This is a genomic window from Actinomadura citrea, from assembly GCF_013409045.1.
In the GTDB taxonomy this organism is placed as follows: Bacteria; Actinomycetota; Actinomycetes; order Streptosporangiales; family Streptosporangiaceae; genus Spirillospora; species Spirillospora citrea.
This window is the reverse complement of the sequence record NZ_JACCBT010000001.1, coordinates 6256819-6283451: the sequence shown is the minus strand read 5'-3', so window position 1 is coordinate 6283451 and position 26633 is coordinate 6256819. Positions and strand designations below refer to the sequence as shown.

The following is a 26633-nucleotide window of genomic DNA, read 5'->3' as shown; positions in this document are numbered from 1 at the left end:
CTCCCAACGTTCATGCCGTCGACCAGCAGAATACAGAACGCGGTTCGGGCGCCAGGTTGATCATGCCTGTGGGGTGGGAGGACGTCCATCCTCCTCAGGTGGTGGGGTGATCTCGTCCGCGCGGCGGATTGTCCAGCGCCGCCGGGGGCATACCGTCGAAATCATGAGTCAGACCGGTCCGCAGCCCGAGCGGCACACCGCGAGCCGGCCGCCGGAGCGGCGGCGGGGCGCCGGCCCCGTCCCCGAGCCGGTCGACGTGACGACCGCACCCGACACCGGGCGGGCGTCCGGCGGCGGGCGGGCCTCGGACGCCGGGCGTGCCTCGGGCACCGGGCGGGCGAACGACACCGGGCGGGCGAACGACACGGTGCGGGCGTCCGACGCCGAGCGCGAGGCCGTCGTCGAGCGGCTGCGGATCGCCTCGGTGGAGGGGCGGCTCACCTTCGAGGAGCTGACCGAGCGCACCGAGGCCGCCTACGCGGCCGTCAGCCGCGGCGACCTCGAACTCATCACCGCCGACCTGCCCGGCATGGGCGCGCCCGGCGCCAACCCCGCGCCTGCGCAGGTCAAGCGCAGGTTCAGCGCGGTCATGGGGGACTGCAAGGAGCGCATCGTCGGGCGCATCGACGGGCCGCTGGAGGCCGTGTCGGTGATGGGCGACGTCGAGCTCGACCTGCGCGGCGCCCAGGTCCCCACCGGCGAGGTGCACATCTGCGTGACCGCCGTGATGGGCGACGTCAAGATCATCGTCCCGGACGGCGTCAGCGTCGTGCTGACCGGGCACAACTTCCTCGGCGACCGGCGGGTCGCGGTCCGCGACCCGCATCCCGGCGCCCGCGTCCCCGTCGTGCGCGTCACCGCGACCGCCGTGATGGGCGACATCAAGATCGTCGACGACGAGCACCACGGCCCGCTCCGGAACGCCTTCGCCACCTGGTGGAAGGACCGCCGGTAGGGGGTCAGACCGCGGCCGCCGCGCGGGGGGCCTCCAGCGCCCCGGCGTAGCGGCGGACGATCAGGTCGGCGACCTCCGGAGCCGCGCCGAGGGCGGGGGAGACCGCGGCGGCGCCGGCGGCCAGGGACTCCCGGCGGACCTTGTCGGCGAAGTGGCCCGGCGCGAGGATGTAGGACGCCACCGCCACGCGCGGCGCGCCCGCCTCGAGCAGGGCCCGCACCGCCTCGGCCGGCGCCGGGCGGGCCGCCGTCGCGTACGCCGGCACCACGTCCCGCCAGCCGCGCGCACGCCACCGCCGCGCCAGCCGCGCGTTCGTGGCGTTGGCGGACGGGTCGCTGGATCCCGCCGAGGCGAGGACGACCGCCGTGTCCGGGTCGCCGGGCGCCACGCCCGCCTCGGACAGGCGCCGCTCCAGGGCGTCCAGCAGCAGCGGGTGCGGGCCGAGCGTGCCGGCCGTGCGCAGGACGAGCCGCGGGTGCCGGCCGTGCACCCGGTTCAGCACGCCAGGGATGTCGGTCTTGCTGTGGTAGGCCGCGGTGAGGAGCAGGGGCAGCACGACCGCCTCGTCCGCGCCGTCCCCGGCCAGGCCGTCCAGCACCTGGTCGGGGGCGGGCGGCGCGTGGTCCAGGAACGAGGCGTGCACGGGCACGTCCGGGCGGCGCGCCCGGACGGCGTCGAGCAGCGCGGCGACGGTCGCGGCGGCGCGGGGGTCCCGGCTGCCGTGCGCCACCGCGACCAGGGGGACGCTCACAGATGGATGCCGCACTCGGTCTTGCCCATTCCGGCCCACCGGCCGCTGCGTGGGTCCTCGCCGGGCGCGACCGGGCGGGTGCACGGCGCGCAGCCGATCGAGGGGTAGCCGTCGTAGTGCAGCGGGTTGACGAGCACCCCGTTGTCCTCGATGTAGTTGTCCATGTCCTCCTGGGACCAGCCCAGGATCGGGTTCACCTTGACCATGCCGCGCTTGCGGTCCCACTCGACGACCCGGCGGTCGCGGCGGCTCGCGGTCTCGTCCCGGCGGATGCCGCTGAACCAGGCCATGTAGCCCTCCAGCGCGCGGCCGAGCGGCTCCACCTTGCGCAGGTGGCAGCACAGGTCGGGGTTGCGGCCGTACAGGCGCGGGCCGAGCGCGGCCTCCTGCTCCTCGACCGTCCGGGACGGGGTGACGTCGATGACGTTCACCGGGTAGACGGCCTCGACGGCGTCGCGCGTTCCGACGGTCTCGGCGAAGTGGTAGCCGGTGTCGACGAACAGCACGTCGATGCCCGGCTTCACCTTCGACACGAGGTGGATCAGGGCCGCGTCCGACATGGACGAGGTGAGGCAGATGCGGTCGCCGAACGTGGCGACCGCCCACCGGATGACCTCCAGTGTCGGGGCGCCCTCCAGCGCGGCGGCGGCCGACTCGACGATGTCCTGGAGGTCGAGGGTGGGTCTGTCGGTCTCCAGCAGTGTCACCGGGGGACCTCCTTGCTCGCGGTGCGGGGGGTGCCGACACCGAGGAACTTCAGGCTGAAGGAACGGACGCAGTCGGGGCAGAACCACGCCCCGGGCGTTTCATCCCGGGGTTCGAGGCCCTCCTCGCCGCAGTAGGGGCAGTAGAACGGCGCCATCCGCTCGCTCATGCCCGATCAGCCCCGCTCACTTGAGGTCCGCCTCGTCGGCGCGGTGCACCCACTCGGCGAACGTCTCGCCGCCTGTGCGCTGCTCGTCGAACCTGCGCACGACGCGCTCGACGTAGTCGGTGAGCCCGGCCGAGGTGGTCTTCAGCCCGCGGACCTTCTTGCCGAACGACGCGCCGAGCCGCCCTCCGAGGTGGATCTGGAAGCCCTCGACCTGCTCGCCGTCGTCGTCCACGACCAGCTGGCCCTTCAGCCCGATGTCGGCGACCTGGATGCGGGCGCACGCGTTCGGGCAGCCGTTGACGTTGATCGTCAGCGGCTGGTCGAAGTCGGGGAGCCGCTCCTCCAGTTCGTCGATCAGGTCCATCGCGCGCTGCTTGGTGTCGACGATCGCGAGCTTGCAGTACTCGATGCCCGTGCACGCCATCGTCTGGCGGCGGAACGTGGACGGCCGGACCTGCAGGTCGTGCTGCGCCAGCTCGTCGGCGAGGGCCTCGGTGTCCTTCTCCGGGACGTCCAGGATGACCATCTTCTGCTCGTTGGTCGTGCGTACCCGGCCGGAGCCGTAGCGCTCGGCGAGGTCGCCGATGACGCCGAGCAGTTCGCCGTCCACCCGGCCGACACGGGGCGCGAACCCGACGTAGTAGGCGCCGTCCTTCTGCGGGTGGATCCCGACGTGGTCGCGGCGGGCGAGCGGCGCGGCGGGCTCGGGGCCGTCCGGCAGCGCGAACCCGAGGTACTCCTTCTCCAGCACCTCGCGGAACTTCGCGGCGCCCCAGTCCTTCACCAGGAACTTCAACCGGGCGCGGCTGCGCAGCCGCCGGTAGCCGTAGTCGCGGAAGATGGAGGTGACGCCGTGCCACACCTCCGCGGTCTGCTCGGGCTTGACGAACACGCCGAGGCTCTGCGCGAACATCGGGTTGGTGGACAGCCCGCCCCCGACGAACACCTGGTAGCCGGTCTCGCCTGCCTCGTCCACCACGCCCACGAACGCGATGTCGTTGATCTCGTGGACGGTGCAGTGCGACGTGCAGCCCGACATCGCCGTCTTGAACTTGCGCGGCAGGTTGGAGAACTCCGGGGAGCCGATGTAGCGGTCGTGGATCTCGCGCAGCCGCGGCGTCGCGTCCACGACCTCGTCGGCCGCGATCCCGGCCAGCGGGCAGCCGATGATCACGCGCGGGACGTCGCCGCAGGCCTCCATGGTGTGCAGCCCGACCGCCTCCAGCGCCTCCCAGATCGCCGGGACGTCCTCGATCCGCACCCAGTGCAGCTGGACGTTCTGGCGGTCGGTGATGTCGGCGGTGCCGCGCGCGTACCGGGTGGAGACGTCCGCGATCGTGCGCAGCTGCGGTCCGCTCAGCTGCCCGCCGTCGATCCGCACCCGCATCATGAAGTAGCGGTCCTCGAGCTCCTCGTCCTCCAGCGCGCCGGTCTTGCCGCCGTCGATGCCGGGCTTGCGCTGGGTGTACAGGCCCATCCAGCGGAACCGGCCGCGCAGGTCGGACGGGTCGATGGAGTCGAAACCGCTCTTGGAGTAGATGTCGATGATCCGGCGGCGGACGTTCAGTCCGTCGTCGTTCTTCTTGTTCTCTTCGTTCTTGTTGAGCGGTTCGCGGTAGCCGAGGGCCCACTGGCCCTCGCCCTTCTTGCGTTTGGTCGCGGGTGGCACGGCGCGCGTCCTCATCTGTGGTCGTGAGGGACGCGCAGCGCACCGGCGCTCTGAGGCAGCCGGCTCGACGCTGAGCAGGATGAAGTCAAAGGTGACGCCGATGCGCCACGCGCCCGGCTGTACAGGGGCGTGGTCGGAGCGTCACCTACAGATCGCGCTGCGGACGCGGAGGAAGTCGACGTGCCGGCGCTTGGCCAGCAACGGGTCCGCGGCAGTCATACCCGCACTCTGACATGCCGTCTCGCGGACTGTCCAGTGACGTCCGGCATGCGGACGCGTGAGATGCGTCATCCCTGCGCCCTCCAGTTCACCCGGGGCTCGGCCTTCCCGCCGGTCGCTGGGTCCGTGCGGCGCCCGGCGGTGGGCGCGCCGGGCGCGGGGGCGGCGGGCGCGGGGTGGTGCTGGCAGTCGCACCAGGAGCCGCCACGGCACTCCTCGTGGTGGCGTTCGCGGCACGACTGGCAAATCATGTCTTCCATTGTCACCCATGAAGGCAAATGCCCGGTTCGACGTGGCCGCACGCGGATGATCATGGTCCGGAGAACGTTCCGTGCCGTCATAACGGGTATGCACCAAGGGATGTGCACGGAACGGGCGGCACGCCCGCGGGACGACCGGGCGGGGGAGGGGATCGGCGTGCCACGCGCGGAGCGGACCAGTGAAGTGGGCGATGGGACACGTTCCGGGCGCGCGACCCTCTACGGTGGGGCGGTGTGACCACCGTCTCCGACGCAGCGGGCGCCTCCCGGGCTGGGGACTCGCCTTCCGGAAAAGCGCCGGAGGGCCCGCAGCGGCGCCTGCGGGACCGCCTGCCCGCGCGGGTGCGCGCCGCCGTGCGGGCCGCCGCGGGGATCGCCTGGACGCTGACCAAGGGCACCGCCATCGGCGGGTTCCGCTACCGGGTCACCGGGCTGGCGGCGGAGGCCGCGTTCTTCGCCCTGCTGTCGATGCCGCCCCTCGTCATCGGGCTCATCGGCACGATGGGCCACCTGCGCGGCCTGTTCGGCACGGAGACGATCGCCGAGGTGCGCTCGTGGGTGATCGAGCACTCGCAGACGGTGCTGACCGGCCCGACCGTCAAAACGGTCGTCGTCCCGCTCATCGACGACGTGATCAGGGGCGGCAGCCCCGACATCGTGTCGGTCAGCTTCCTGATCTCGCTGTGGGCGGGGTCGCGGGCGACGAACGTCTACGTCGACACGATCACGATCGCCTACGGGCTGTCGGGTGTGCGCGGCGTGGTCCGGACCCGGGTGCGCGCCTTCGTGCTCTACCTCATCGGGCTGCTGACCCTGATCGTCGTGATCCCGATGCTGGTGGCCGGCCCCGCGGTGGTCCGCCAGGCGCTCCCGGAGAGCACCGAGGCCGTCCAGGCGCTGTACTGGCCCGTCGTGGTGAGCCTGTCGATCGTCTTCCTCTCGCTGCTGTACCACATGAGCGTCCCGGTGCGGACGTCCTGGTGGCGCCAGACGCCCGGCGCGGCGCTGGCACTGCTGATCTGGATCGTGGGCAGCTTCGTCCTGCGGATCTACCTGGCCGGCTCGCTGAGCGGGGTGTCGGTGTACGGGTCGCTGGCCGCCGCGATCGCGCTGCTGGCCTGGCTGTACGTGGCGGCGCTCGCGGTGCTGATCGGGGCCGCGCTGAACGCCGAGATCGACCGGCTGTGGCCCAGCGGGGACACCGCCCGGATCCGCGCCGCGCTGGAGGCGGAGGCCGACCAGGCGCCCCGGGACCAGGGCGCGACGGGTAAAAACCACCCCGGTTGAGGTCCTGAAAAGGGCAAACATGTCGTAGCCTCGCCTGACATGACCCCCCGTGAGGAGACAGGCCGGCTGCGGACCGTGACCGGCACGATCGCGACGTCCGACATCACCGGGCCGGTGCTCTCCCACGAGCACCTCCAGCTGGACCTGCGCTGGCCGGCGCGCCCCCAGCTCGCCGACTCCGACCCGAACCGGTGGCTGGACGAGGAGAAGGCCGTCCAGCGGGAGCTGAACGCCCTGCGCAAGGACCACGGCCTCGGCCTCGTCGTCGACCTCACCTGCTCGGGCATGGGACGCAACGCCGCCGCGCTCGCCCGCATCAGCGCCGGCGCCAGGGTCGCCGTGGTGGCCGGGACGGGCGTGTTCACCGAGCCGTTCCACCCCGCGTTCGTCCGTGAGGTCCTCGCCGCCGGAGCGGCCCCCGCGGCCCCCGGGTTCGAGCCGGGCCCCTCCGGGGCCGAGTACTCGGGCCCGTCGGCGGTCGACCGGCTCGCGGAGCGGCTGCTCGCCGAGGTCGGCTTCGGCATGGACGGCACGAACTCGCTGCCCGGTGTCATCGGCGAGATCGGCACCTGGGGAGAGGCGCCGACCGAGGCCGAGGAGCTGTGCCTGCGCGCCGCCGGCCAGGCCGCCCGCTACTCCGGGCTGTCGGTCGCGACCTACGGGCGCGCGGGCCTCGCCCAGATGGAGATCCTCACCTCCGCCGGGCTGCCCCCCGAGCGCGTCGCGGTGGGGCAGCAGGACCGGGTGGACGACACCGCCCAGCACCGCAAGATCGCCGAGTCGGGCGGCTACGTCTCGTTCGGCACCCTCGGCCTCGCGGGGGAGGAGGCCGCCGCCGTCGGCGCCCGTGTCCGCCGCGTCCTGGACCTGCTGGAGGCCGGGCACGCCGACCGGGTGCTGCTGAGCACCGGGGTCGCCCGGATGGCCCAGGTCGCCCGCTACGGGGGCGCCGGGTTCGGGTACCTGTTCGACACGTTCCTGCCCGCGCTGCGCGCCGCCGGCGCCGACGAGGCGACCATCGGCGCGATCCTGCACGACAACCCGCTGCGGTGGCTCACCGGTTCCTGAGTGGGTAGGGGAACCCCGGAAGGGGGTGCGCCCGATGTCCTGGAGCGGACCCGCGGGGGAGGGCGCCCGGCGGCCCGGAACCGTCCGGCTCCCCTACACCGACCGCGCCGAGGCGGGCCGGGTGCTCGCGGCGCGGCTCGCCACGATGGGGCTGGAGGGGGCCGTGGTCCTCGCGCTGCCGCGCGGCGGCGTCCCCGTCGGCCACGAGGTGGCGCGGCACCTCCGGGTCCCGCTCGACGTGCTGGTGACCCGCAAGATCGGGTATCCGCCGCAGCCGGAGCTCGGCGTCGGCGCGATCGCCGAGGGCGGCGCCCCGGTGTTCGACGACGGCCTGCTCGCCCGCCTCGGGCTCCGCGAGGACGATCTGGCCCCCACCGTGGAGGCCGAGCGCGCCGAGCTGGACCGCCGGGTCGCGGTCTACCGGCGCGGCCGCCCGCTGCCGCGGGTCGCCGGGAGACCGGTGATCGTGGTGGACGACGGGTTCGCCACCGGCGGCACCGCTCGCGCGGCCGTGCGGGCGGTACGCGGACGCGGACCGTCCCGGCTGGTCCTCGCGGTGCCGGTGGGCGCCGCCGAGACCGCCCGGAGCCTGGAGGCGGAGGTGGACGACCTGGTGGTGCCGGTCGCGCCCTGGGACTTCCGCGCCGTGGGGCAGTGGTACCGCGACTTCGGGCAGCTCACCGACGCCGATGTGACGGCCTGGCTGGAGCGCGCCGCGCGGGCGCGCGGCGAGGCCCCGGGCGGGCCGCCGGAGCCGGGCCGGCCGTGAGCCGCGGGAGGCGCGGACGGAATGGTGGCCCGCGAATTTTCGGGAAATGGCCACATCGGCGGGGACAGTGCGGTAAAAGGGCGACCCGCCGGAATGTCGTGGCGCGAGGCGCTCCAGTCGTGACGCAGATGTGACGAAGAACCCGGGCCCGGTCGGATGGACCGGGCCCGGGCAACGCAAACGGCCCCGCGGGGCGGGGCCGTGACGTTTAAGGTGGCGTGCCGGGGTTTCGCGATGGGAGCGTTTCGGCGGCCTGTGCCTTCGTTCAGGCGGCGTTGGCGCGACGCATACGGCGACGGCGCTCGGACGCGCGCTCGTCCTCGTTCAGGCCGCCCCAGGTGCCGTACTTCTCGGGCCGGGACACCGCGTAGTCCAGGCAGTCCGTACGGACCGGACAGCCCATGCAGATCTGCTTGGCCTTGCGCTCGCGAATCTCGCGCTCGGGCTGGCGCTCGCCGTCGGGGCCGAAGAAGAGGACGAGGTCTTCCCCCCGGCACGCCGCGGCGTCCTGCCAGCCCCAGCTGGGACGAGGGAGGTTTGCCTGCCGACGTACCTGAGCCATGGAACACCCACCTTGATTGGTTTCGAACAAATTCGGGACATGGACGCTCGACGTGCTTCGGATGACAAGAGTCAGAGAAGCGCCGAATGTTCCAACGTCTGGAGTTGCCGCTCTGTTCCCCGTCCGGTTACTCCGGAAACCTGGGGACGTGCGACAGGGAGACCCTCGAATGGGGCCTCAGCGAGATTACACGAGGGCCGCCTCGTTGAGAAGGGTGAGTTCCCTAACAACGTAGGTTCTCTGGTTCTCGCCGCAGTCGGTCCCGCACGGGTCGGGCTGCTCGACGGCTTCGACGACCACCCGGTAACGGCTCCGCCTCAGGAGAACGACCGCTTCGTGCCGGGTTGTTCCGGGGATTCCAGTGATCGACGCCACGGTCACGTCGTCCACCCCGAGCCGGCCCGTGTGCGCTCGGACGAAGTGCTCCGCCGCCTGTGCGGGCTCGGGGGCTCCGGCCCGTCCGCGCAGCCTGAGAAGGGCGACCTCGCCCCGCAGGTAGGCGTCCGCCGCCGCGTTCGCCTCCGCTTCGTTGAGGTCGCCGTACGAGAATCCGTGAGGAAGACATACCAAATTCGCCGCAAATCGGTCACCGCCGACATGGGTGGTTTCCCAGATCAGGCGGTCGAAACGCGTCGCGAGGGAACGGGCCAGCGGCGCACCGGTGCGGGCGCAGCAGGCGTTGCGGCGCCCGTGCGTGCAGACCAGCAGGACCGGCTCGGCGACCCGCTCACCGAGGCCCGGGGACCGGCCGTTCACGAGCGCGTCCAGGTCGAGCGCCGCCAGCTCGGCCGGATCGGCCAGCTCGCGCCCCTCGATCCAGGCCTCGCCCCCGCGGGAGGACGCGGCGTAGACCTGGACCGGCGGGGTGGCGCGCCGGCGGCCCGGCCGGCGGATCAGCTGCGGCCGGACGCCCGCCTTCTTCGCCGCCCGCACGGCATCGGCGACCGCCCCCGGGCCGTCGAGGTCCTCGACGCGTTCGGGCCAGGGGCCGGGGTGCTCGATGAGCAGCCAGGCGCCCGCCTTCACGGTCGCGGTCGCCAGGCACGGCCGCTCGCCGGTGTGGCTCCCCGGGCAGTGTCCGCAGCTTCTGCCGCGCGTCACGCAGTCCCCCCGCCGATCCTCGTTCATCCCATCGAGCTGAATCGATTAGGTAAGGGTAACCTAAGGCGCGCCGGTCAAACCTGGCGGGGTGGCCAGCAGCGCCCGCGCCGCGGGCAGGGCGGCCTCCCGGTCGGCCGCCACGAGGCCGATCCGGGTGCGCCGGTCCAGGAGGTCGCCCGCGTCGAGGGCGCCCTCGTGCAGCACGCCCCAGGCCAGCTCCACGCCGGTCACAGGCAGCCCGGGGACGACCGGCTCCAGCAGTGCCGGGTCCTGCCTTCCCAGGGCGGCCAGCAGCGGCGCCTCGGTGCCGTACCGCTGGACGAGCCGGGCGGGAGCGTCCAAGGCGTCCAGCCGGGAGCGCGGAGCCGCGCCGACGAGGGGCAGCCGCGCGGTGCGGCACGGGCCGGCGTGAAGGCCGCGGGCACGCACGACCGCGTCCACGGCGTCCTCGGCCATCCGCCGGTAGGTGGTCAGCTTGCCGCCGACGATCGTGACGACGCCGTCCGGGGAGGTCAGGACGGCGTGCCGGCGGGAGATGTCGGCGGTGTCGCCCCCGTGCCCGAGGTCCAGCAGGGGCCGCAGCCCGGCGTACGCGCCGGCCACGTCGGCCCGCCGCACCGGGACGTCCAGCGCCGAGTCCAGGACGTCGAGCAGGAAGCCGATCTCGCCCTCGGTCGGCTCCGGCACGTCCGGGACGGGGCCCTCCGCCGGCTCGTCGGTGAGGCCGACGTAGACGCGGCCGTCGCCCTGGGGGAGCACCAGCACGAACCGGTTGCCGGCGCCCGGGATGGGGACGTGCATCGCGGCGGTGAGCCCGCGCAGCGCCTCGGCCCGCAGCACCAGGTGCGTACCGCGGGACGGGCGCAGCCGCACCCCGTCCACCAGGCCGCCCGCCCACACCCCGGCGGCGTTCACGACCGCGCGCGCCCGCACGGTGATCTCGCGGCCGGTGAGCTCGTCGCGGACGAGGGCGCCGTCGCCGGTCAGCCCGACCGCGCGGCAGCGGGTGAGGATCCGGGCGCCGTGCCCGGCCGCGGTCCGCGCGAGCGCGGTGACGAGGCGGGCGTCGTCGGCGAGTTGCCCGTCCCACGACAGCAGCCCGCCGCGCAGCCCGTGGGGGCGCAGGGCGGGGGCGAGCCGGAGCGTCTCGACCGCCGACAGCCGGCGGGGGCCCGGCAGGACCGAGCGCGGGGTGCGGGCGGCGAGCCGCAGCAGGTCCCCGGCGCGCATGCCGCCGCCGGCCAGCAGCGCCTGCGAGCGGGACACCAGCGGGGTCAGCGGCAGCACGAACGGGAGCGCCCGCACCAGGTGCGGGGCGGTGCGCAGCATCAGCGCGCCGCGCTCGACCGCGCTCTCGTGCGCGACGTCCACCTGCCCGGAGGCCAGGTAGCGCAGCCCGCCGTGGATCAGCTTGGAGCTCCAGCGCGACGTGCCGAACGCCAGGTCGTGGGCGTCGACCGCCGCGACGGACAGGCCGCGGGACGCGGCGTCCAGCGCGGCCCCCGCCCCGGTGGCGCCGAGGCCGACGACCAGCACGTCCACCGCCTCGCCGGGAAGTTCGGCGAGCTCCCGCTCCCTGCGAGCGGCGTTGAGGGAGCTCCGCGGATCGAGTCCGGCTGCGTTCATGGCGCGAGCATCCTTTCCAGGATGTGGCGGAGTTCGGCGTCGAGGGCGTCCGCGTCGACCCCGGGTTCCCGCGCGTCGATCATGATCTGCGCGGAGAGCCCGAACGACTGGACGACCAGCAGGAGCGCGCGGGCCTGGAGCGGGGGACGGCCCGCCCGGATCGTGCCGTCCCGCTGCCCGGCGGAGATCGACTCCTCGAACCCGGCGAGGAAGGCCTGCTGGCTGGCGCCGCAGCGGTCCAGCAGGTAGGGCAGCAGCAGCTCCGGGTCGACCTCGATGATCTTTCGGAGCAGCGGGTGGTCGCGGAACGTCCGCACGCCGGTGACCAGGCCGTCCACCAGCCGGGGCCGGACGGGGCGGCCGTCGTCGGGAGGCCGCAGCGCCTCGCCGAGCCCGGTCCACTCGCGGGTCATCAGGTCGGCGACGATGGTGCGGACGTCCGGCCAGCGCCGGTAGAGCGTCATGCGCGAGACGCCGGCCCGCCGCGCGATGTCGGTCAGCGTCGTGCGCCGCACCCCGACCGCCAGCACGCAGTCGCGCGCGGCGTCGAGCACGGTGTCGTCGGCGGTCCGCGCCGCCGTCCTGTTGTGACGATTCGACGTCATGTGTCACAGTGTAAGCCACCAGGAAGCCGGGGCGGCGAGGGAGGCGGGCGTGGAGACGCGCGACATGCTGTGGAGCGGCTGGGGCGACCCGGCGAAGGCGGCGCCGCTGCCCGAGCCCATGGTCGGCCTGCTGCGCGACCTGCTCGGCGTGCGGCCCGCCGAGGAGGCGCCGGCCGCGCTGACCGGCGTCCGGGTCGCCGAGACCCGGCTGTCCGGGGACGACCTGGGCGCGCTCGCCGCCGTCGTGGGGGACGGGAACGTGCGCGCCGACACCGAGGCGCGGCTCCGCCACACGCGCGGCAAGTCCACGCCCGACCTGCTGCGCATCCGGGCCGGCGACGCCGCCGACGCGCCGGACGCGGTGGTCCTGCCCGGTGACCACGGCGAGGTGCTCGCGGTGCTGGAGGCGTGCGCCGGGCGGCGGATCGCGGTCGTCCCGTTCGGCGGCGGCACCTCGGTCGTCGGCGGTCTGGCGCCGGAGGGCGTGGACGCCTTCGTCGCCCTCGACCTGCGCCGCATGGACGGGCTCGTCGAGCTGGACGAGGTCTCGCGGACGGCCGTCCTGCAGCCCGGCCTGCGCGCCCCCGCGGCCGAGGCGCTGCTCAACGAGCGCGGCTACACGCTCGGGCACTTCCCGCAGTCCTACGAGTGGGCGTCGATCGGCGGGTTCGCGGCGGCGAGGTCGAGCGGGCAGGCGTCCGCCGGGTACGGGCGGTTCGACGACATGGTCGTCGGCCTCACCGCGGCCACCCCCGAGGGGACGCTCGACCTCGGGCGGGCGCCGAAGTCGGCCGCCGGGCCCGACCTGCGGCAGCTCGTCCTCGGCTCGGAGGGCGCGTTCGGCGTGATCACCTCCGTGCGGGTGCGGGTGCATCCCGTCCCGGGGGACCGGGCCTACGAGGGCTGGCGGTTCGCCTCGTTCGACGAGGGCGCCGCCGCGCTGCGGCGCCTCGCCCAGGACGGCCCCCTCCCCGCGGTCCTGCGGCTGTCGGACGAGACCGAGACCATGGTGGGGCTGGCCGATCCGGCGGCGATCGGCGACGGCTCCTCGGCGGCCGGGGCCCTGGCGGTCCTCGGGTTCGAGGGCGCCCCCGACCTCGTCGCCGACCGGCGGGCCGGGGCCGCGCGGGTGCTGCGCGACGCCGGCGGCGAGCCGCTCGGCGCCGGGCCGGGGGAGAAGTGGGAGCACGGCCGCTTCAACGCCCCCTACCTGCGCGACGCCCTCCTGGACGTCGGCGCCTTCGTCGAGACGCTGGAGACCGCCGCCTTCTGGTCGGACGTTCCCGCGCTGTACGAGGCCGTCCGGCAGGCCCTGATCGGCACGCTGTCGGGCGCCGGGACGCCGCCGCTGGTGATGTGCCACATCTCGCACGTGTACCCGACCGGCGCGTCCCTCTACTTCACGGTCGTGTCCGCGCAGGGCGAGGACCCCGTCGGGCACTGGGCCGCCGCCAAGCGCGCGGCCTGCGACGCGATCCTCGCGGCGGGCGGGACGATCAGCCATCATCACGGGGTGGGCACCGACCACCGCGACTGGTACACCCGGGAGATCGGGCCGCTCGGCGCCGCCGTGCTGCGCGCCGTCAAGGACCGGGTCGATCCGGCCGGGATCCTCAACCCGGGCGTCCTCGTCCCGCCCGCGGGAAGGGAGTGAGCGCCGTGCGCGCGTTCACCGCGATCGTCAACCCGGCGGCGGGCGGCGCGTCCGCCTCGTCCCTGACGCCGCTCGCCCGGCTGCTGCGCGACGCGGGCGCCGAGGTCGACGTCGAGTACAGCCGCGGGATGGAGCACGCCGCCGGCGCCGCCCGCGCCGCCGCCGAGGCGGGCCGCGTGGTGCTCGGCGTCGGCGGGGACGGCCTGGTCGGCTGCGTCGGCGGGGCCCTGGCCGGGACCGGTGCCCTCTTCGGGATCGTCCCCGCCGGCCGGGGCAACGACTTCGCGCGGCAGCTCGGCGTCCCGTCCGACCCGGAGCGGCTCGCCCCGCTGCTGCTGGAGGGCGAGCCGCGCGCCGTGGACGCCATCGACGCCAACGGGACGGCCGTGCTCGGCAGCGTCTACGCGGGCGTGGACGCGGTCGCCAACGACAACGCCAACAGGACGCGGCTGCTGCGCGGCTCGGCCGCCTACTACGTCGGGGCGCTGCGCGCGATCGCCTCGTGGCGGCACGCCGACTACCTGATCACCGTGGACGGCGAGCGGCACCGGCGGGAGGGCTACACCGTCGTCGCCGCCAACTCCGGCTACTACGGGTTCGGCAAGCACATCGCCCCCGACGCGCGCGTCGACGACGGCCTGCTCGACGTCGTGCTCATCCGCAAGGCGCCGAGGACGCTGTTCTTCAAGGTCATGCGGGAGCTGGAGGCGGGGACGCACGTCCGGCGGCCCGAGGTGGAGGTCCTGCGCGGCCGCGAGGTGCGCATCGAGCTCGCCGGCGGGTCCGGCAGGACGCTCCCGTACGGCGCGGACGGCGAACTGCCCGGCGTGCTCCCGGTCACCGCGCGGGTGATGCCCGGCGCGCTGCGCGTCCTGGCGCCCTGACCGGCGCCGCGCCGAGGTTTTGCAGGGCGTTTAGGGCGGTTTACGCCCCCATTACGGCTCTCCGGATAGTGTCGGTTACGTCCCGCTACGGGACCTTGGGGCTGTCTGTGGAGGCATCATGAGAAGGCGACTGCACTGCTCGCCGTTCTGGGGGGACTCATGATGACCGCAGGCCCCCTCGTCGTGGTGGCGCCGGCGTCCCTGGGGGTGGCGTCGGCGTCAACCACGTCTGCCTGACGAAGTGTCGGCTTCCTGGCGTCGTGTCGCCTTGACGGCGTGACCGCCTCCGGAAAGGCTGTGAGCAACCCCTCACCGCCCGGAGGCATTCTGTGTCTGCCGAGGTCCCCCCCGGACCCGACAACTCGCGCACCTCCGAGGAAGGCGCCGGCTGGGCCTGCGGCAGGCCGGGAAGCTTCCAGGAGCTGCTCCCGGACCGCGTCCCCGACTTCTCCTGGCGCCGCCCCTCGGTGCTCTGGCGTTCGCGCAACGACGTGCTGGCGCGCCTGTTCGGCGACCCGGCGAACGCCATCCGCCGCCGCTGCGTGGCGTCCCTGCGCGAGCGCGGCACCCCCGCCGCGTTCACCGTGCACCGCCCGGCGCCGGAGTTCTCCTTCGCGCTGGTCGGCGACACCGGCGAGGGGGACCGGTCGCAGTACGCGGTGGTCCCGCCGCTGCTGCACGCGACCGAGGGCACCGACTTCATGGTCATCGCCAGCGACGTGATCTACCCGACCGGCGACGCGGAGGACTACCCCGACAAGTTCTTCCGCCCCTACAAGGACTACCCGGCCCCCATCTACGCCGTGCCCGGCAACCACGACTGGTACGACGGGCTGCGGGGGTTCCTGCACGTCTTCTGCGGCCTGGACGAGAACTGCTCCCCGCCGCCCTGGCGCGGCCCGCTCGCGTTCATCCCGCGCCGCCTGTGGCGCCACTCCGGAGCCGTCGACGCGGAGGCGCTCGCCGAGGCCCGCAGGCTGTACCGGGGCGCGCCCGGCCAGCAGGGCGCGCAGCCGGGGCCGTACTGGGCGATCGACACCCCCGCGCTGCGCATCATCGGCATCGACACCGGGCTCACCGGCCGGCTCGACCGTGACCAGGGCCGCTGGCTCCGGGAGGTGTCCGGCGGGCCGAAGCCCAAGTTGCTGGTGACCGGAAAGCCGCTGTACGTGGACAACGACCACCGTCCGGGGCCGATCGAGGGCGGCGGGACGGTCGACGAGATCGTCCAGGACCCGGCGCACCACTACGTGGCCGCGATCGGCGGCGACATCCACAACTACCAGCGCTACCCGGTGAAGACCGGCGACGGCCGGACGATCCAGTACATCGTCTCGGGCGGCGGCGGCGCCTTCATGCACGCGACCCACGTCATCCCGCGGACCCGGGCGGTGGAGGAGGACGAGTTCCGCTGCTACCCGCTGCGCGGCGACTCCCTGTCGCGCTACAGCAGGCTGTACGGCCGGTGGCTGCGGCTCCCGGGGCTCTTCGAGCTCACCCCCGAGGAGGCCACCGCCGCCGTCCAGCACCGGCTCGGGATCAAGCCGGGGCGCGGATACGACGGTCCCGCGCCGTCCCGCCGCGCGCGCTTCGTCGCCGCCGTTCTCGGCGTACCGCGCAACGGCCGCAGCCGCCCCCGGTTCCTGCGGCTCCCCGTGCGCAGGCTGCCGCAGCGGTTCCGTTCGGAGCTGGCCGACTGGGACCGGCCGCCGTTCTTCAAGAACTTCCTGCGCCTGGACGTTACGGAGTCGCACCTGCGCATCCGTTGCTTCGCCGCGACGGGCTGCGGCGACCACGAGACGTCACCGCCGTGCGAGGACGATGTGACGATTCCGCTGCGCTAGCGGGCCGGTTTGGAGAATCCGCCAGTCATGGGCGGATATGGGCGATCTTGCCTCGCGACGTGTCCCGATGCCGTTACAGTCGTGGCTCACCACACCGGTGAACGGTAACGGACGGTCGGCCGGAAAACGACCGCGTCCTTCAGGAGAGCTTCTCGATGAGTTACCCCCAGCAGGGTCAGGGCCAGCAGCAGGCGTACCAGGGCGGCTACTCGCCCGCCCCCGCGCAGCACCAGGCGCCCGCCGCCGTCGGCACCGGCCTCAACATGAAGCGCCGCAACCCGGTCGGCGCCTGGCTCGGACTGCCGATCATCACCTTCGGCATCTACGGGCTCGTGTGGTTCTTCAAGGTCCACAACGAGCTCCACGAGTACGACCGGCGCATCGACAACGCCGCCACCAACGCGCTGCTGTCCATGCTGTTCGGCGGCATCACCCTCGGCATCTGGCCCCTCGTCATGTGGGTCAAGCTCGGCGGGCGCATCGCCCAGGCCCAGCGCGCGGCCGGCCTCCAGCCGAGCTGCAGCGGCGGCATGGGCTTCCTGCTCGGCATCTTCGGCTTCGGCGTGCTGTACTACCAGCTCCAGCTGAACAAGGTCACCGACCGCTACGGCGACACCCCGGCGGCCCAGCAGGTCTCGCTGGCTGCTTAGTCCTTGCATTTCTCTCCTCCTTCGGGCCTGGCGGCCCTCCAGCGTGGAGGAATTGCGGACGATCGCCGGCATCGCTCCGGCTCGCCTTGCGGCTCGCGTCGCGATCAGATTCCTGCTTCGCCCGAATCTGCCTTCGGACGCGATCGCAACGGGTGGCGCCATCGCCGGCTGAGCTTCACACGCTGTGTTGAGCAGCGGGCCGCGGCCCTGGCCTGCTGATTCGGGTTGCACCGGACCCCTCCGCCGATTTCTCGCGGAGGGGTCTCGGCGTTGGCGCGGAAGCCGGACTGTCGGTGGGCGGGGTCAGAATGGGCGCGTGAGGATCGCGGTCGCGGCCGGGGACGGGCGTGGGGGAGCGCTGCGGGTGGTCGCCGAGGACGGGGCGCCCGCGGGGGGCGTCGAGGACGTCGCCGACCTGGTCTCCGCGATCGCCGCGCGGGAGCGTGACTTCGCGCCGCGCTGGGTGTGGCCGTCCACCGCGCGGCTCTATCCCCGGCTGCTGGAGGCGGGCGTGCGGGTGTCGCGCTGCCATGACCTCGAACTGGTCGAGAGCCTGCTGCTCGGCCATGCCGGACGGTACGGGGAGCCGCGCTCGGTCCGGGCGGCCTGGGCGCGGCTGCGCGGCGAGCCCGTCCCGGAAGATCGGCCGCCGCCCCGGGAGGACGCGGCCCAGCCCTCGCTGTTCGACGACGACGCCGGGCGGGAGGAGTCCGCCGACGACCTCGGCCAGATCGTCGCGGTGCACGCCGAGCAGCAGCGCGCCGCCGCCGGGCTCGGCGGGTTCGCGCTGCTCGCGGCGGCGGAGTCGGCCGGGTCGCTGGTGGCCGCCGAGATGGCGCACGACGGGCTGCCCTGGTCGGCGGCCGAGCACGACGCGCTGCTCACCGAGATGCTCGGGCCGCGCCCGACGGGCGGCCTGCGGCCCCGCAGGCTGCAGGACCTCGCCGACCGCATCAGCGCGGCGTTCGGGCCGCGCGTGCACGTCAACCCCGACTCCCCGGCGCAGATCATCCGGGCCTTCGCCTCGGCGGGGCTGCCGATCCCGTCCACCCGGGCGCACGTCCTCAGACAGCTCGACCACCCCGCCGTCCCCCTGCTGCTGGAGTACAAGGAGCTGGCGCGGCTGCACGCCGCGCACGGCTGGACGTGGCTCGACACGTGGGTGAGCGGCGGCCGGTTCCGTCCCGAGTACGTCGTCGGCGGCGTGGTGTCCGGGAGGTGGGCGACGAGCGGCGGCGGGGCCCTGCAGATCCCGCGCGTGCTGCGCAAGGCCGTCGTCGCCGACCCCGGATGGGCCCTGGTCGTCGCCGACGCGGCGCAGCTCGAACCCCGGGTGCTGGCGGCGCTCGCCGGCGACCGCGCGTTCTCGGAGGCCGCCGCGCACGGCGACCTCTACGCCGCCCTGTCCGACGCCTTCCGCGACGACGCCGACGGAGGGCGGACCGCCCGCGACAAGGCCAAGATCGCCTTGCTGTCCGCCATGTACGGGGGAGGGACGGCGGACGCGGTGCAGCTCCTCGCCGTCCTGAAGAGCCGGTTCCCGCAGGCGTTCGAGTACGTGGAGGCCGCGGCGCGGGAGGGGGAGCGCGGAGGGCTCGTGCGGTCCCGCCTCGGGCGCACGTGCCCGCCGCCCTCGGCCGGGTGGCGCGAGCTGACGTCGGCGGGCGACGACGACGCCGCCCCGGGGCCCCGGGGCGGCACGGCGGCCCAGGCGCTGCGGGGGCGGGGCCGCTTCACCCGCAACTTCGTCGTCCAGGCCACCGCCGCCGACTGGGCGCTCGCGCTCCTGGCCTCCCTGCGCCGCCGCCTCACCGCGCTCGGCCCGCCCCGCCTGGTGTTCTTCCAGCACGACGAGGTCATCGTGCACAGCCCCGCCGACCTGGCCGGGGAGGTCGCCGGCGCGGTGCGCGACGCGGCGCTGGAGGCGCGCGGGCTGCTGTTCGGCGACACCCCGGTCGTCTTCCCGATGGAGATCGCGGTCGTCGACCGCTACGCCGACGCCAAGTGAGCGGCCAGCGCGCGGATCGTGTTGGCCGCGGCGAACGCGTGGCCCCGGGCGTTGAGGTGCAGCCCGTCGGCGCAGTAGATGCCCGGATCGGCGGCGAGCGGATGCCCGCGGGGGTTGTCGACGTGGCAGGCGCCGTGCTCGCCCGCCACGTCGGCGGTGAGCGCGGCCAGCTGCCGCGTCCGCGCCGAGATGACCTCCCGGTAGCGGGACGGGCCGAGCCCGGCGGCGGTGATGTCCAGCAACCCGATCGTGACGACGTCGGCGCCGGCCGCGCGGAACGCCGCGACCATCGCGGCCAGCTCGCGGCGCACGCCGTCCGCGTCGAAGTCCGGGCGGAGCATGTCGTTGCCCCCGGCCACCACGAACGCCAGGTCGGGCCGGAACTCCAGGGCCGGCCCGAGCTGCTCGGCCGCCACCTGCGCGGCGACGAGGTCGCGCCGTCCGAGGTTCAGCGCGGTGAACCCGGGCGCCGCCGCCCCCAGTGCCTCCTCGACGCGGTCGGTCCAGGACAGGTCGCGGTAGCCGGGGACGGGCTCGCGGACGCCCTCGGCGATGCTGTCGCCGATCGTCACCATGCGGGTCCACGGCGCGCCGGCCAGCAGCGCGGCGGCCTCCGCGGCGGCCAGCACGGACGGGTCCGTCCACTCCGACGGGATCGTCTCGGTCATGGTCCCTCCCTCAGTTCTTCGCCGGGCGGACGGCGAGGAGCAGGCCGGCGGCGGCCGTGCCCGCGGCGGCGATCGTGCAGAACAGGTACACGGAGGCGTAGTCGCCGAGCGCGGCCCGCTCCGGCAGCAGCGCGGCGAGGACGGCGATGCCGAGCGCGCCGCCGAGCTGCCGCGCCGTGGTGTTGAGCCCGGTGGCGCCGGCGAACCGCAGCGGCCCGGCCGACAGGGCGGCGGCCGTGGCGGTGCCGGTGCTGAGCATCCCCACCCCGGTGCCGAGCAGGAGCCCGACCGGGAGCCAGAACGTCAGGAAGTGCGGTTCGGCGGGAAGGGACGCGACCGCCCAGACCCCGGAGGCGGCCACGATCAGCGCGCCGCCCGTCACGGCGGGGCGGACGCCGGTACGGGCGGTGAGCCGTCCCGTCACGACCGCCGCCGCGGTGGCCGTGAACGCGCCGGGCGTCGAGGCGAACCCCGCCTTCAGGATCGAGTAGTGCCACTGGCCCGTCAGGAAGAGCACGCCGACGAGCAGCCATGCGTACAGCGACGTCCCGTACAGGAACGAGGCGGCGTTCGCGACGGCGAACCGGCGGTTGCGCCACAGCGAGATCTCCAACGCGGGCACGGGGTGCCGCGCCGACCGCCACAGCGCCAGGCCGGCCAGGACGACGCCGCCGACCAGCAGCGCGGGCGTCCGGGCGTCCGTCCATCCCCAGTCCTGGCTCTGCGTCACGCCGAGCGCGACGCCGCCCACGCCGGCGCCGAGCAGCACCGTCCCGGCGAGGTCGGGCAGCCGTCCCGCGCCGCCCTCGGCCCGGGGCAGGCGCCGCCCGCCGAGCAGCATCGCCAGCCCGATCGGGAGGTTGATGAGGAACAGGGACCGCCAGCCGGACAGGTCGACCAGCACCCCGCCGAGGCCGGGGCCGATCGCGGCGGCGAACGCGCCCGCCGCGCTCCACAGCCCGATGCTGCGGGCGCGCCGCTCGGGGGGCGTGTCGTGCAGCAGCAGCGCGAGGGACGCGGGGATCAGCGCCGCCGCGGCGGCGCCCTGCACGGCGCGCGTCGCCAGCAGGACGGGCAGGTTCGGCGCGATCGCGCACGCCAGCGACGCCAGCGTGAACAGCCCGGTGCCCCCCAGGTACAGCGACCGGCGCCCGACCAGGTCGGCGACGCGGCCGGCGGGGGCGAGCAGCGCCGCGAACAGCACCGCGTACAGGGTGATCACCCAGGTCAGGCCGGACAGCGTGCTGCCGGGGAAGTCGACGTGCAGGTCGGGGACGGCCAGGTTGGCGACGGTGGCGTCGAGCATGGCCAGGAACGTCGCGCCGGCGGCGAGCCAGGGCACGTCCCGCCGCACGGCGGGCGCCCGCGGTGGGGCCGGGCCGGTCCCGGTCGTCTCGGTCGTGGTGGTCATCGGCGGACCTCTCCAGAAAAATAAACGAACGGTCGTACACTCTTCTGTCGAAGCGGCCCCCGTCAAGGGGTTCGGCCCATTGACTTTGAACGAACGGTCGTGCAGATTTGCAGGTGTGAGCACCGACGGACGGCTTCTCAAGGGTGAGCAGACGCGCAGCACGATCCTCGGCCGCGCCGTCGACATCGCCTCGGCGGAGGGCCTGGAGGGCCTGTCGATCGGCCGGCTCGCGACCGAGTTGCGGATCAGCAAGAGTGGCGTGTTCACCCACTTCGGCTCCAAGGAGGAGCTCCAGCTGGCGACGGTCCGCAGGGCGGCCGAGGTGTTCCGCCTGCACGTGGTCGAGCCCGCGCTCGCCGCCCCCGAGGGGATCGGCCGCGTCCGCGCGCTCCTGGACGCCTGGCAGCGCTACCAGCGCGAGCCCGTCTTCCCCGGCGGATGCTTCTTCCACTCCACGATGGCCGAGTTCGACGCCCGCCCCGGCCGCGTCCGCGACGCGATCGCCGCGTCACAGCGCGACTGGCGCGCCTTCTTGGAGCACTGCATCCGCGAGGCGCGCGACCTCGGTGAGATCCAGGCCGCGACCGACGTCGCCCAGCTCGCCTTCGAGCTGGAGGCCCTCTGCCGCACGGGCGCCGCGCACGCCCTGCTCCACGACGACCCGTCCCTCTACGAGCGCGCCGCCCACGCCATGAGCACGCGGCTGGCCGCCGTCACCGCCGCCTGAGCCGGGGGCCTCCTACCGCGCGGAAGTCGTGCCGCGCGAAAGACGAAGGCGCGGCGAGGCGACCGCCCCGCCGCGCCCGTCATCGCGCGCCCACCCGTCTCGCCGTCAGCTCGCCGCCGAGTAGGAGGGGCGGGAGTTCAGGGCCTCGACGTCGGAGAACGAGGTCTGCCGGTACGCGCCGCTGATCGTGTTCAGCTCGTCGGGCGTCAGCACGTCCTCGATCGAGTCGAAACCGTCCGGCGCCCGCTGGCTGACCGTGTGCAGGACGCGGTCGGCCGGCATGTCCCGGCAGGCCCGGACGATGGCGTTGACCGTCTCGCGGCGCGCCTTGTCGTAGGCGAGCAGCCCGTCGGCCGGGTCGCCGGAGCCGGCCAGCTCGTGCGCCAGGACGCGGGCGTCGAGGATGGCCTGGGAGCCGCCGTTGGACCCGATCGGGTACATCGGGTGGGCGGCGTCGCCGAGCAGCGTCACGCGGCCGAACGTCCAGCGGTCGACGGGGTCCCGGTCGACCATCGGATACTCCAGGATCTCCGCCGCCTCGGACATCAGCGCGGGGAAGTCGAGCCAGTCGTACTTCCAGTCCGCGAAGTAGGGGAGCACGTCCTCCAGACGGCCCGCCTTGTTCCAGTCGGGGTCCCAGTCCAGCCGGTCGTCGGCGAGCCTGACCTCGGCGGCCCAGTTGAGCAGCGCCTTGCCCCGGCGCTCCGTGCGCATGGAGATCGGATAGACGACGATCTTCGACGTGGCGTTGCTGCCCATGACGACCATGGTCCGCCCGGTCAGGATGGGGTCGGCCTCGGTGATCCCGCGCCACAGCCTGATGCCGTTCCACAGCGGTGCCGGCTCGTCCGGGTACAGCTGCGCGCGGACGGTGGAGTGCAGGCCGTCCGCGCCGATCAGCGCGTCGGCCGTCACCGTCTCGGCGGTGCCCGACGCCCGGTCGAGCAGGCGTGCCCGCACCTGCGTCCCGTCCTGCTCGAAGCCCTCGAAGAGGGTCCCGGTGCGGACGGCGTCCTGGCCGAGCCGCGCGCGGACGGCGTCGAGCAGCATCATCTGCAGCTCGCCGCGGTGGATCGAGTACTGCGGCCAGTGGTAGCCGAGGGCGCGCCCGCGCGGCTCCGCCCAGATCCGGCCGCCGTGCCGGTCGAAGTGCACCATCTCGCCCGTCGGGATGCCGGTCTCGGCCAGCTCGTCGGTGAATCCCAGCTCGGTGAGCTCCCGGACGGCGTGCGGCAGCAGATTGATGCCGACGCCGAGCGGCAGCAGCCGGTTGGCGGAATCGACGACGAGGGCCTCGACCCCGGCCTCGTGCAGGCTCAGCGCGGTGGTGAGCCCGCCGATGCCCGCCCCCACGATGAGTACGCGCATGAATCACCCTCCGTTGGTCTCGGGCGACCGGGCCCAGGCGGCCCGCCCGCACCGGTCTCGTTCGTGTCGCCGCACGTGGCGGCCGTTCTGCTCCGGGTCACCCGGTGCCCGCGGGCGCCGCGCCGGGCACCTTCGCGCCACCGCGGACCAGTCGCCCGACCTCGGCCCGAAGCCGGACGAACTCGGGGGTCCCCCGGGTCTCGATCTGGTCGCGTGCCGAGGGCAGATCGACCGGCAGGTCGGCGTGGACGCGGGCGGGCGAGCGGTTCAGCACGACCACTCGGTCACCGACGTAGACGCTCTCGTCGATGTCGTGCGTGACGAGCAGGATCGTCATCTTCCGGGTCCGGTGCATCTGCAGGACGAGGTCCTCCAGGTCCTCCCGGGTCTGCGCGTCCACCGACCCGAACGGCTCGTCCATGAGCAGCAGCGACGGGCGGTAGGCGAGAGCCCGCGCGATCGACACGCGCTGCTGCATGCCCCCCGACAGCTGCCACGGGTACTTGCGCCCCGCGTCCGCGAGACCCACGGACTCCAGAGACTCCTGCGCTGCGGCGCGCCGCTCCGAGCGGCCCTTTCCACGCCGCCGCAGCGGCAGCGCCACGTTGTCGCGGACGGTCAGCCAGGGGAACAGCGACCGGCTGTAGTCCTGGAACACCACGGCGAGGTCGTCGGGCACGCCGTCGATCGGCCTGCCGTCCAGGGTGAGGGTTCCGGCGGTCGGGCGGATCAGCCCGCCGATACAGCGCAGCAGGGTGGACTTGCCGCAGCCGGACGGGCCGACGATGCTGAGCAGCTGGCCGTCCGGGACGGTGAGGTCGAGCCCGTCGATGGCCCGGTGGCCGTCGCCGTAGGAATGGCTGAGGCCGGTTATCTGGAGCACCGCGGCCCCCTTTGCTGTGTGTATGTCGTCAGGGTCGGCATAGGGGTCATCGTCAGCTCGCAAGCCTCTTCGCGCCAGTGTGCCAGGACAGCAGGCGCCGCTCCAGGAGCATGAACACCGCGTTGAACATGAGGCCGAGCAGGCCCAGCATGACGATCCCGGCCCACATCCGGGGCAGTTCGAACGAGCGCTGGGCGCCGATGAGCTCGGAGCCGATGCCCGCGGTGCTGCCGAACAGCTCTGAGATGACCATGAGGATCAGCGCGAACGACAGCGCCACCCGCAGCCCCGCGAAGATCTTGGGGGACGCCGCCGGGAGCGTGACGGTCAGCAGCCTGCGGAGCCGGCCGACGCCGAACACCCGGGCCGTCTCCAGTTGCAGGGGATCCACGGTGCGGACGCCGTCGCAGGTGTTGAGCAGCACCGGCCACACCACGCCGAACGCGATCGTGACGACCTGCATGGTCGTGCCGAGCTGGAACACGATGATGAAGAACGGCACCAGGGTGGGCGGAGGTATCGCGCGCAGGAACTCCAGCACCGGGTTGAGCAGGTCGTACAGGACCCGCGATCGGCCGATCGCCGCACCCGCCAGGACACCGGCGGCGCCCGCGAGCGCCCATCCGACGAACAGGTGGGTGAGGCTGGTGGAGAAGTCGTCCACCGCCTTGTCCGTGAGGAAGACGTGGGAGGCGGGCCCGGAGAACCACAGCTCGTGCAGCGCGTCGATGATCTTCGTGGGCGGGGGGAAGTAGGTCTCGTCCACCGCGCGCGTGACCAGTTCCCACAGCACGACGACGGCGGCGACGAGCCAGACCCGCTCGACGACCCCGCGCAGCGCTCCGAGCGCCCTCATGCGATCCCCTCCACGCGGGCGGTGTTCCAGCGGAACGCGATCCGCTCCAGCCCGAAGAGGGCGGTGTTGGCCAGCAGCCCCAGCACTCCGGCCCAGCAGGCGCCGGCCAGCAGCAGGTCGGTCCGGCCGCCCCCGGACTGGGTGTCGCCGAGGTAGATCCCCACCCCGTTGATCCCGCCCGCCAGGAGCTCGGTGCTGATCACCACGACGAGGGCGACGGAGGCGGCGATCCGGATGCCGGTGGCGATGAACGGCGAGGCGCTCGGCAGGGAGACGCGCCACAGCACCGACAGCGTCCCGAAGCCGAAGCTGCGCAGGCTCTCCTTGGCGACCGGGTCGACGTCGCGGAGCGCGTACAGGGTGTTGATGAGGATCGGCCACAGGCAGGCGTAGAAGATCAAGGACATCTTCATCTGCGTGGGGTCGGCGAACAGGATGATGGCGAGCGGGATCAGCGCGACCGAGGGAATGGGCCGCAGCATTTCGACGAGCGCGCGGGAGGCGGTGCCGAGCACCGGCACCGAGCCGAGCAGCACGCCCAGCGGCACCGCCACGAGCACCGCCAGCGCGAGCCCGCCGAACCATGCCGTCAGCGTGGCCCCGACGTCGGCGAGGAACTCCCCGTCGACGGCCAGTTTCCCGGCCTCCCGCAGAACGGTCGACGCCGGGGGCAGGGCGGTCGCGTCGACGAGGCCGGCACGGCTCACGACCTCGACGACGGCGACCAGCCCGGCGACCCCGGCGGCGCCGAGAAGGATACGGCGGTGCCTCATTAAGCGGACGTCGCCATGTAGGACTTGACGTCGAGAGGCTTGTCCAGGTAGCCGAACTGCTGCATCAGGTCGGCCACGCGCTGGAGGCGGGTGGCGTTCAGCGTGGTCGGCCACGTGCCGAAGCTCATGGTGGAGGCGACCTTGGCGTCGATCCCCTTGGCGTAGGTCGGCAGGACCTCCTGGACGAGCTTGCGGTCGGCGGCCATGCCCTGCGCCTTCAGCAGCGCGCGCTGGAAGGCGGCGACCGTCTTGGGGTTCTCCTTGGCGAACTTCTCGGTGGTGGCGAAGCCCGCGATCGGGAAGTCCGCGGTCGGCCCGCTGGACAGGTCGGCGACCATGCGGGCGCCCATCGACTGCTGCATCTGGGTGCCGAAGGGCTCGATCGCCTGGACGGCCTCGACGCTCTTGGACTTCAGGGCCTGCTCCATGGCGGGCGGGGGGACCTCGACGAAGTTCTTGTCCTCGTCGAACTCGACGCTCTGGGGCTTGCCGGCGGCGCGCACCAGCAGCGTGGCGACGTTGCGCTTGGTGTTGACGGCGATCTTCTTGCCGGCCAGGTCCTTGATCGTGTGATACGGGGAGTCCTTGCGCACCATCAGCGTGTGCGTCTTCGGGGCGCTCTGCATGCCCTCGACGACGATCTTGGGCTTGAAGCCCGGGTCCTTGGACCCCGCGGTGAGCAGGGAGACGTAGTTGCTGATGCTGAAGTCCAGCCGCCCGCTCTTCAGGAGCGGGATGCCCGCGGCCCCACCCGGGATGACCTGGGTCTTGACAGTCAGGCCCTCGGCCTTGAACAGTCCCTTGGAGATGGCGAGCTGGACGGGCGCGGTGTCGGCGACGGTCATGTTGCCGAGCGTGATCTCGGACTTCTCCAGACCGTTGGCCGACTTCTTCTCAGAGGAGCCGCAGGCCGCGGCGGAGAGTGCCAGAGCGATCGCGAGCGCGCCGGTGACGGCTGTACGGCGGTGGGAAGCAGGCATGGGCAAGGCTCCATTTGCGGGGGGAAGCACGTTGAACCTGATCTTTCAAACGAGGCGGGAGCGTAGCGCACTGTGGGTGTGGCTTGGGTGAGATGAGAGGATTATGTGCAATTATGTGAACATGAGCTAACAGTCTGTGACATTGGCATCTCCTGCATCACAAGTCCAGACTTATGTGATC

25 protein-coding genes are annotated in these 26633 nt (G+C 73.5%); 10 read left to right on the top strand and 15 right to left on the bottom strand.

Annotated features, from left to right (window positions below):
- Nucleotides 1-163 precede the first annotated feature (163 nt).
- Nucleotides 164-955 (top strand): DUF1707 SHOCT-like domain-containing protein, encoded by a 792-nt coding sequence (locus BJ999_RS28920; protein WP_179836188.1) that lies wholly within the window; start codon nt 164-166, stop codon nt 953-955.
- A 4-nt stretch (nt 956-959) separates the two neighbouring features.
- On the opposite strand, the gene BJ999_RS28915 is transcribed toward BJ999_RS28920, so the two are convergent.
- From BJ999_RS28915 to BJ999_RS28900, 4 genes are read right to left on the bottom strand one after another with little or no spacing between them, the layout of a single operon-like run.
- Complete coding sequence (locus BJ999_RS28915) at nt 960-1706, bottom strand: sirohydrochlorin chelatase (RefSeq protein ID WP_179836187.1); 747 nt, start codon at nt 1704-1706, stop codon at nt 960-962.
- Nucleotides 1703-2413 (bottom strand): phosphoadenylyl-sulfate reductase, encoded by a 711-nt coding sequence (locus tag BJ999_RS28910; protein WP_179836186.1) that lies wholly within the window; start codon nt 2411-2413, stop codon nt 1703-1705. The genes BJ999_RS28915 and BJ999_RS28910 overlap by 4 nt, the downstream gene beginning before the upstream one ends.
- Complete coding sequence (locus BJ999_RS28905; RefSeq protein WP_179836185.1) at nt 2410-2580, bottom strand: Insertion element protein; 171 nt, start codon at nt 2578-2580, stop codon at nt 2410-2412. The genes BJ999_RS28910 and BJ999_RS28905 overlap by 4 nt, the downstream gene beginning before the upstream one ends.
- Before the next feature lie 16 nt (nt 2581-2596).
- Nucleotides 2597-4249: a nitrite/sulfite reductase gene (locus tag BJ999_RS28900; protein ID WP_276530288.1), complete on the bottom strand. Its 1653-nt coding sequence runs from the start codon at nt 4247-4249 to the stop codon at nt 2597-2599.
- 713 nt (nt 4250-4962) lie between these two features.
- Here BJ999_RS28900 and BJ999_RS28895 point away from each other — a divergent pair.
- Genes BJ999_RS28895 through BJ999_RS28885 form a run of 3 tightly spaced genes read left to right on the top strand, consistent with a single transcriptional unit; the run spans nt 4963 to nt 7852 of the window.
- Entirely contained in the window at nt 4963-6015 is a 1053-nt protein-coding gene (locus BJ999_RS28895; protein WP_179836183.1) for a YihY/virulence factor BrkB family protein, read from the top strand.
- Between the two features lie 39 nt (nt 6016-6054).
- Nucleotides 6055-7083: a phosphotriesterase family protein gene (locus BJ999_RS28890; protein ID WP_179836182.1), complete on the top strand. Its 1029-nt coding sequence runs from the start codon at nt 6055-6057 to the stop codon at nt 7081-7083.
- Nucleotides 7084-7117: 34 nt separating this feature from the next.
- Nucleotides 7118-7852, top strand: coding sequence for a phosphoribosyltransferase (locus tag BJ999_RS28885; RefSeq protein WP_179836181.1), 735 nt, complete (start codon nt 7118-7120; stop codon nt 7850-7852).
- Nucleotides 7853-8117: 265 nt separating this feature from the next.
- Here BJ999_RS28885 and BJ999_RS28880 read toward each other — a convergent pair whose 3' ends face one another.
- The 4 genes from BJ999_RS28880 to BJ999_RS28865 form a co-directional block, all read right to left on the bottom strand.
- Nucleotides 8118-8414, bottom strand: a complete 297-nt coding sequence (locus BJ999_RS28880) for a WhiB family transcriptional regulator (RefSeq protein WP_075901375.1) — start codon at nt 8412-8414, stop codon at nt 8118-8120.
- A gap of 186 nt (nt 8415-8600) precedes the next feature.
- On the bottom strand, nt 8601-9515 hold the full coding sequence (locus BJ999_RS28875) for a sucrase ferredoxin (RefSeq protein WP_179836180.1): 915 nt from the start codon (nt 9513-9515) through the stop codon (nt 8601-8603).
- Between the two features lie 60 nt (nt 9516-9575).
- Nucleotides 9576-11141, bottom strand: coding sequence for a glycerol-3-phosphate dehydrogenase/oxidase (locus BJ999_RS28870; RefSeq protein ID WP_179836179.1), 1566 nt, complete (start codon nt 11139-11141; stop codon nt 9576-9578).
- Nucleotides 11138-11746, bottom strand: coding sequence for a TetR/AcrR family transcriptional regulator (locus BJ999_RS28865; RefSeq protein WP_179836178.1), 609 nt, complete (start codon nt 11744-11746; stop codon nt 11138-11140). Before BJ999_RS28865 ends, BJ999_RS28870 begins: the two co-directional genes overlap by 4 nt.
- 64 nt (nt 11747-11810) lie before the next feature.
- On the opposite strand from BJ999_RS28865, the gene BJ999_RS28860 reads away from it, so the two are divergent.
- The 5 genes from BJ999_RS28860 (at nt 11811) to BJ999_RS28840 (ending at nt 18786) form a co-directional block, all read left to right on the top strand.
- Complete coding sequence (locus BJ999_RS28860; RefSeq protein WP_179838888.1) at nt 11811-13400, top strand: FAD-binding oxidoreductase; 1590 nt, start codon at nt 11811-11813, stop codon at nt 13398-13400.
- Nucleotides 13401-13405: 5 nt separating this feature from the next.
- The gene (locus tag BJ999_RS43755) at nt 13406-14284 is read left to right on the top strand and encodes a diacylglycerol kinase family protein (protein ID WP_179836177.1); all 879 of its coding nucleotides are present in this window, start codon (nt 13406-13408) and stop codon (nt 14282-14284) included.
- A gap of 329 nt (nt 14285-14613) precedes the next feature.
- Nucleotides 14614-16128, top strand: coding sequence for a metallophosphoesterase family protein (locus BJ999_RS28850; protein ID WP_179836176.1), 1515 nt, complete (start codon nt 14614-14616; stop codon nt 16126-16128).
- Between the two features lie 155 nt (nt 16129-16283).
- A complete protein-coding gene (locus BJ999_RS28845) occupies nt 16284-16778 on the top strand; it encodes a DUF4234 domain-containing protein (RefSeq protein WP_179836175.1) in 495 nt (164 codons plus the stop codon).
- 316 nt (nt 16779-17094) lie between these two features.
- Entirely contained in the window at nt 17095-18786 is a 1692-nt protein-coding gene (locus BJ999_RS28840) for a bifunctional 3'-5' exonuclease/DNA polymerase (RefSeq protein WP_179836174.1), read from the top strand.
- Here BJ999_RS28840 and BJ999_RS28835 read toward each other — a convergent pair.
- Nucleotides 18768-19454: an SGNH/GDSL hydrolase family protein gene (locus BJ999_RS28835; protein ID WP_179836173.1), complete on the bottom strand. Its 687-nt coding sequence runs from the start codon at nt 19452-19454 to the stop codon at nt 18768-18770. The genes BJ999_RS28840 and BJ999_RS28835 overlap by 19 nt on opposite strands.
- A 10-nt stretch (nt 19455-19464) precedes the next feature.
- A complete protein-coding gene (locus BJ999_RS28830; RefSeq protein ID WP_229810098.1) occupies nt 19465-20865 on the bottom strand; it encodes an MFS transporter in 1401 nt (466 codons plus the stop codon).
- A 115-nt stretch (nt 20866-20980) separates the two neighbouring features.
- On the opposite strand from BJ999_RS28830, the gene BJ999_RS28825 reads away from it, so the two are divergent.
- On the top strand, nt 20981-21592 hold the full coding sequence (locus BJ999_RS28825) for a TetR/AcrR family transcriptional regulator (protein ID WP_229810097.1): 612 nt from the start codon (nt 20981-20983) through the stop codon (nt 21590-21592).
- Between the two features lie 105 nt (nt 21593-21697).
- Here the strand turns inward: BJ999_RS28825 and BJ999_RS28820 are convergent, their stop codons facing one another.
- The 5 genes from BJ999_RS28820 to BJ999_RS28800 all read right to left on the bottom strand — a co-directional run bounded on the left by BJ999_RS28820 (nt 21698) and on the right by BJ999_RS28800 (nt 26452).
- Nucleotides 21698-22960 (bottom strand): flavin-dependent oxidoreductase, encoded by a 1263-nt coding sequence (locus BJ999_RS28820; protein WP_179836170.1) that lies wholly within the window; start codon nt 22958-22960, stop codon nt 21698-21700.
- A gap of 97 nt (nt 22961-23057) precedes the next feature.
- The gene (locus tag BJ999_RS28815; protein WP_179836169.1) at nt 23058-23843 is read right to left on the bottom strand and encodes an ABC transporter ATP-binding protein; all 786 of its coding nucleotides are present in this window, start codon (nt 23841-23843) and stop codon (nt 23058-23060) included.
- A gap of 52 nt (nt 23844-23895) precedes the next feature.
- Nucleotides 23896-24699, bottom strand: coding sequence for an ABC transporter permease (locus BJ999_RS28810; protein ID WP_179836168.1), 804 nt, complete (start codon nt 24697-24699; stop codon nt 23896-23898).
- Complete coding sequence (locus tag BJ999_RS28805; RefSeq protein ID WP_179836167.1) at nt 24696-25472, bottom strand: ABC transporter permease; 777 nt, start codon at nt 25470-25472, stop codon at nt 24696-24698. The genes BJ999_RS28810 and BJ999_RS28805 overlap by 4 nt, the downstream gene beginning before the upstream one ends.
- On the bottom strand, nt 25472-26452 hold the full coding sequence (locus tag BJ999_RS28800; RefSeq protein ID WP_179836166.1) for an ABC transporter substrate-binding protein: 981 nt from the start codon (nt 26450-26452) through the stop codon (nt 25472-25474). Before BJ999_RS28800 ends, BJ999_RS28805 begins: the two co-directional genes overlap by 1 nt.
- Nucleotides 26453-26633: the final 181 nt, after the last annotated feature.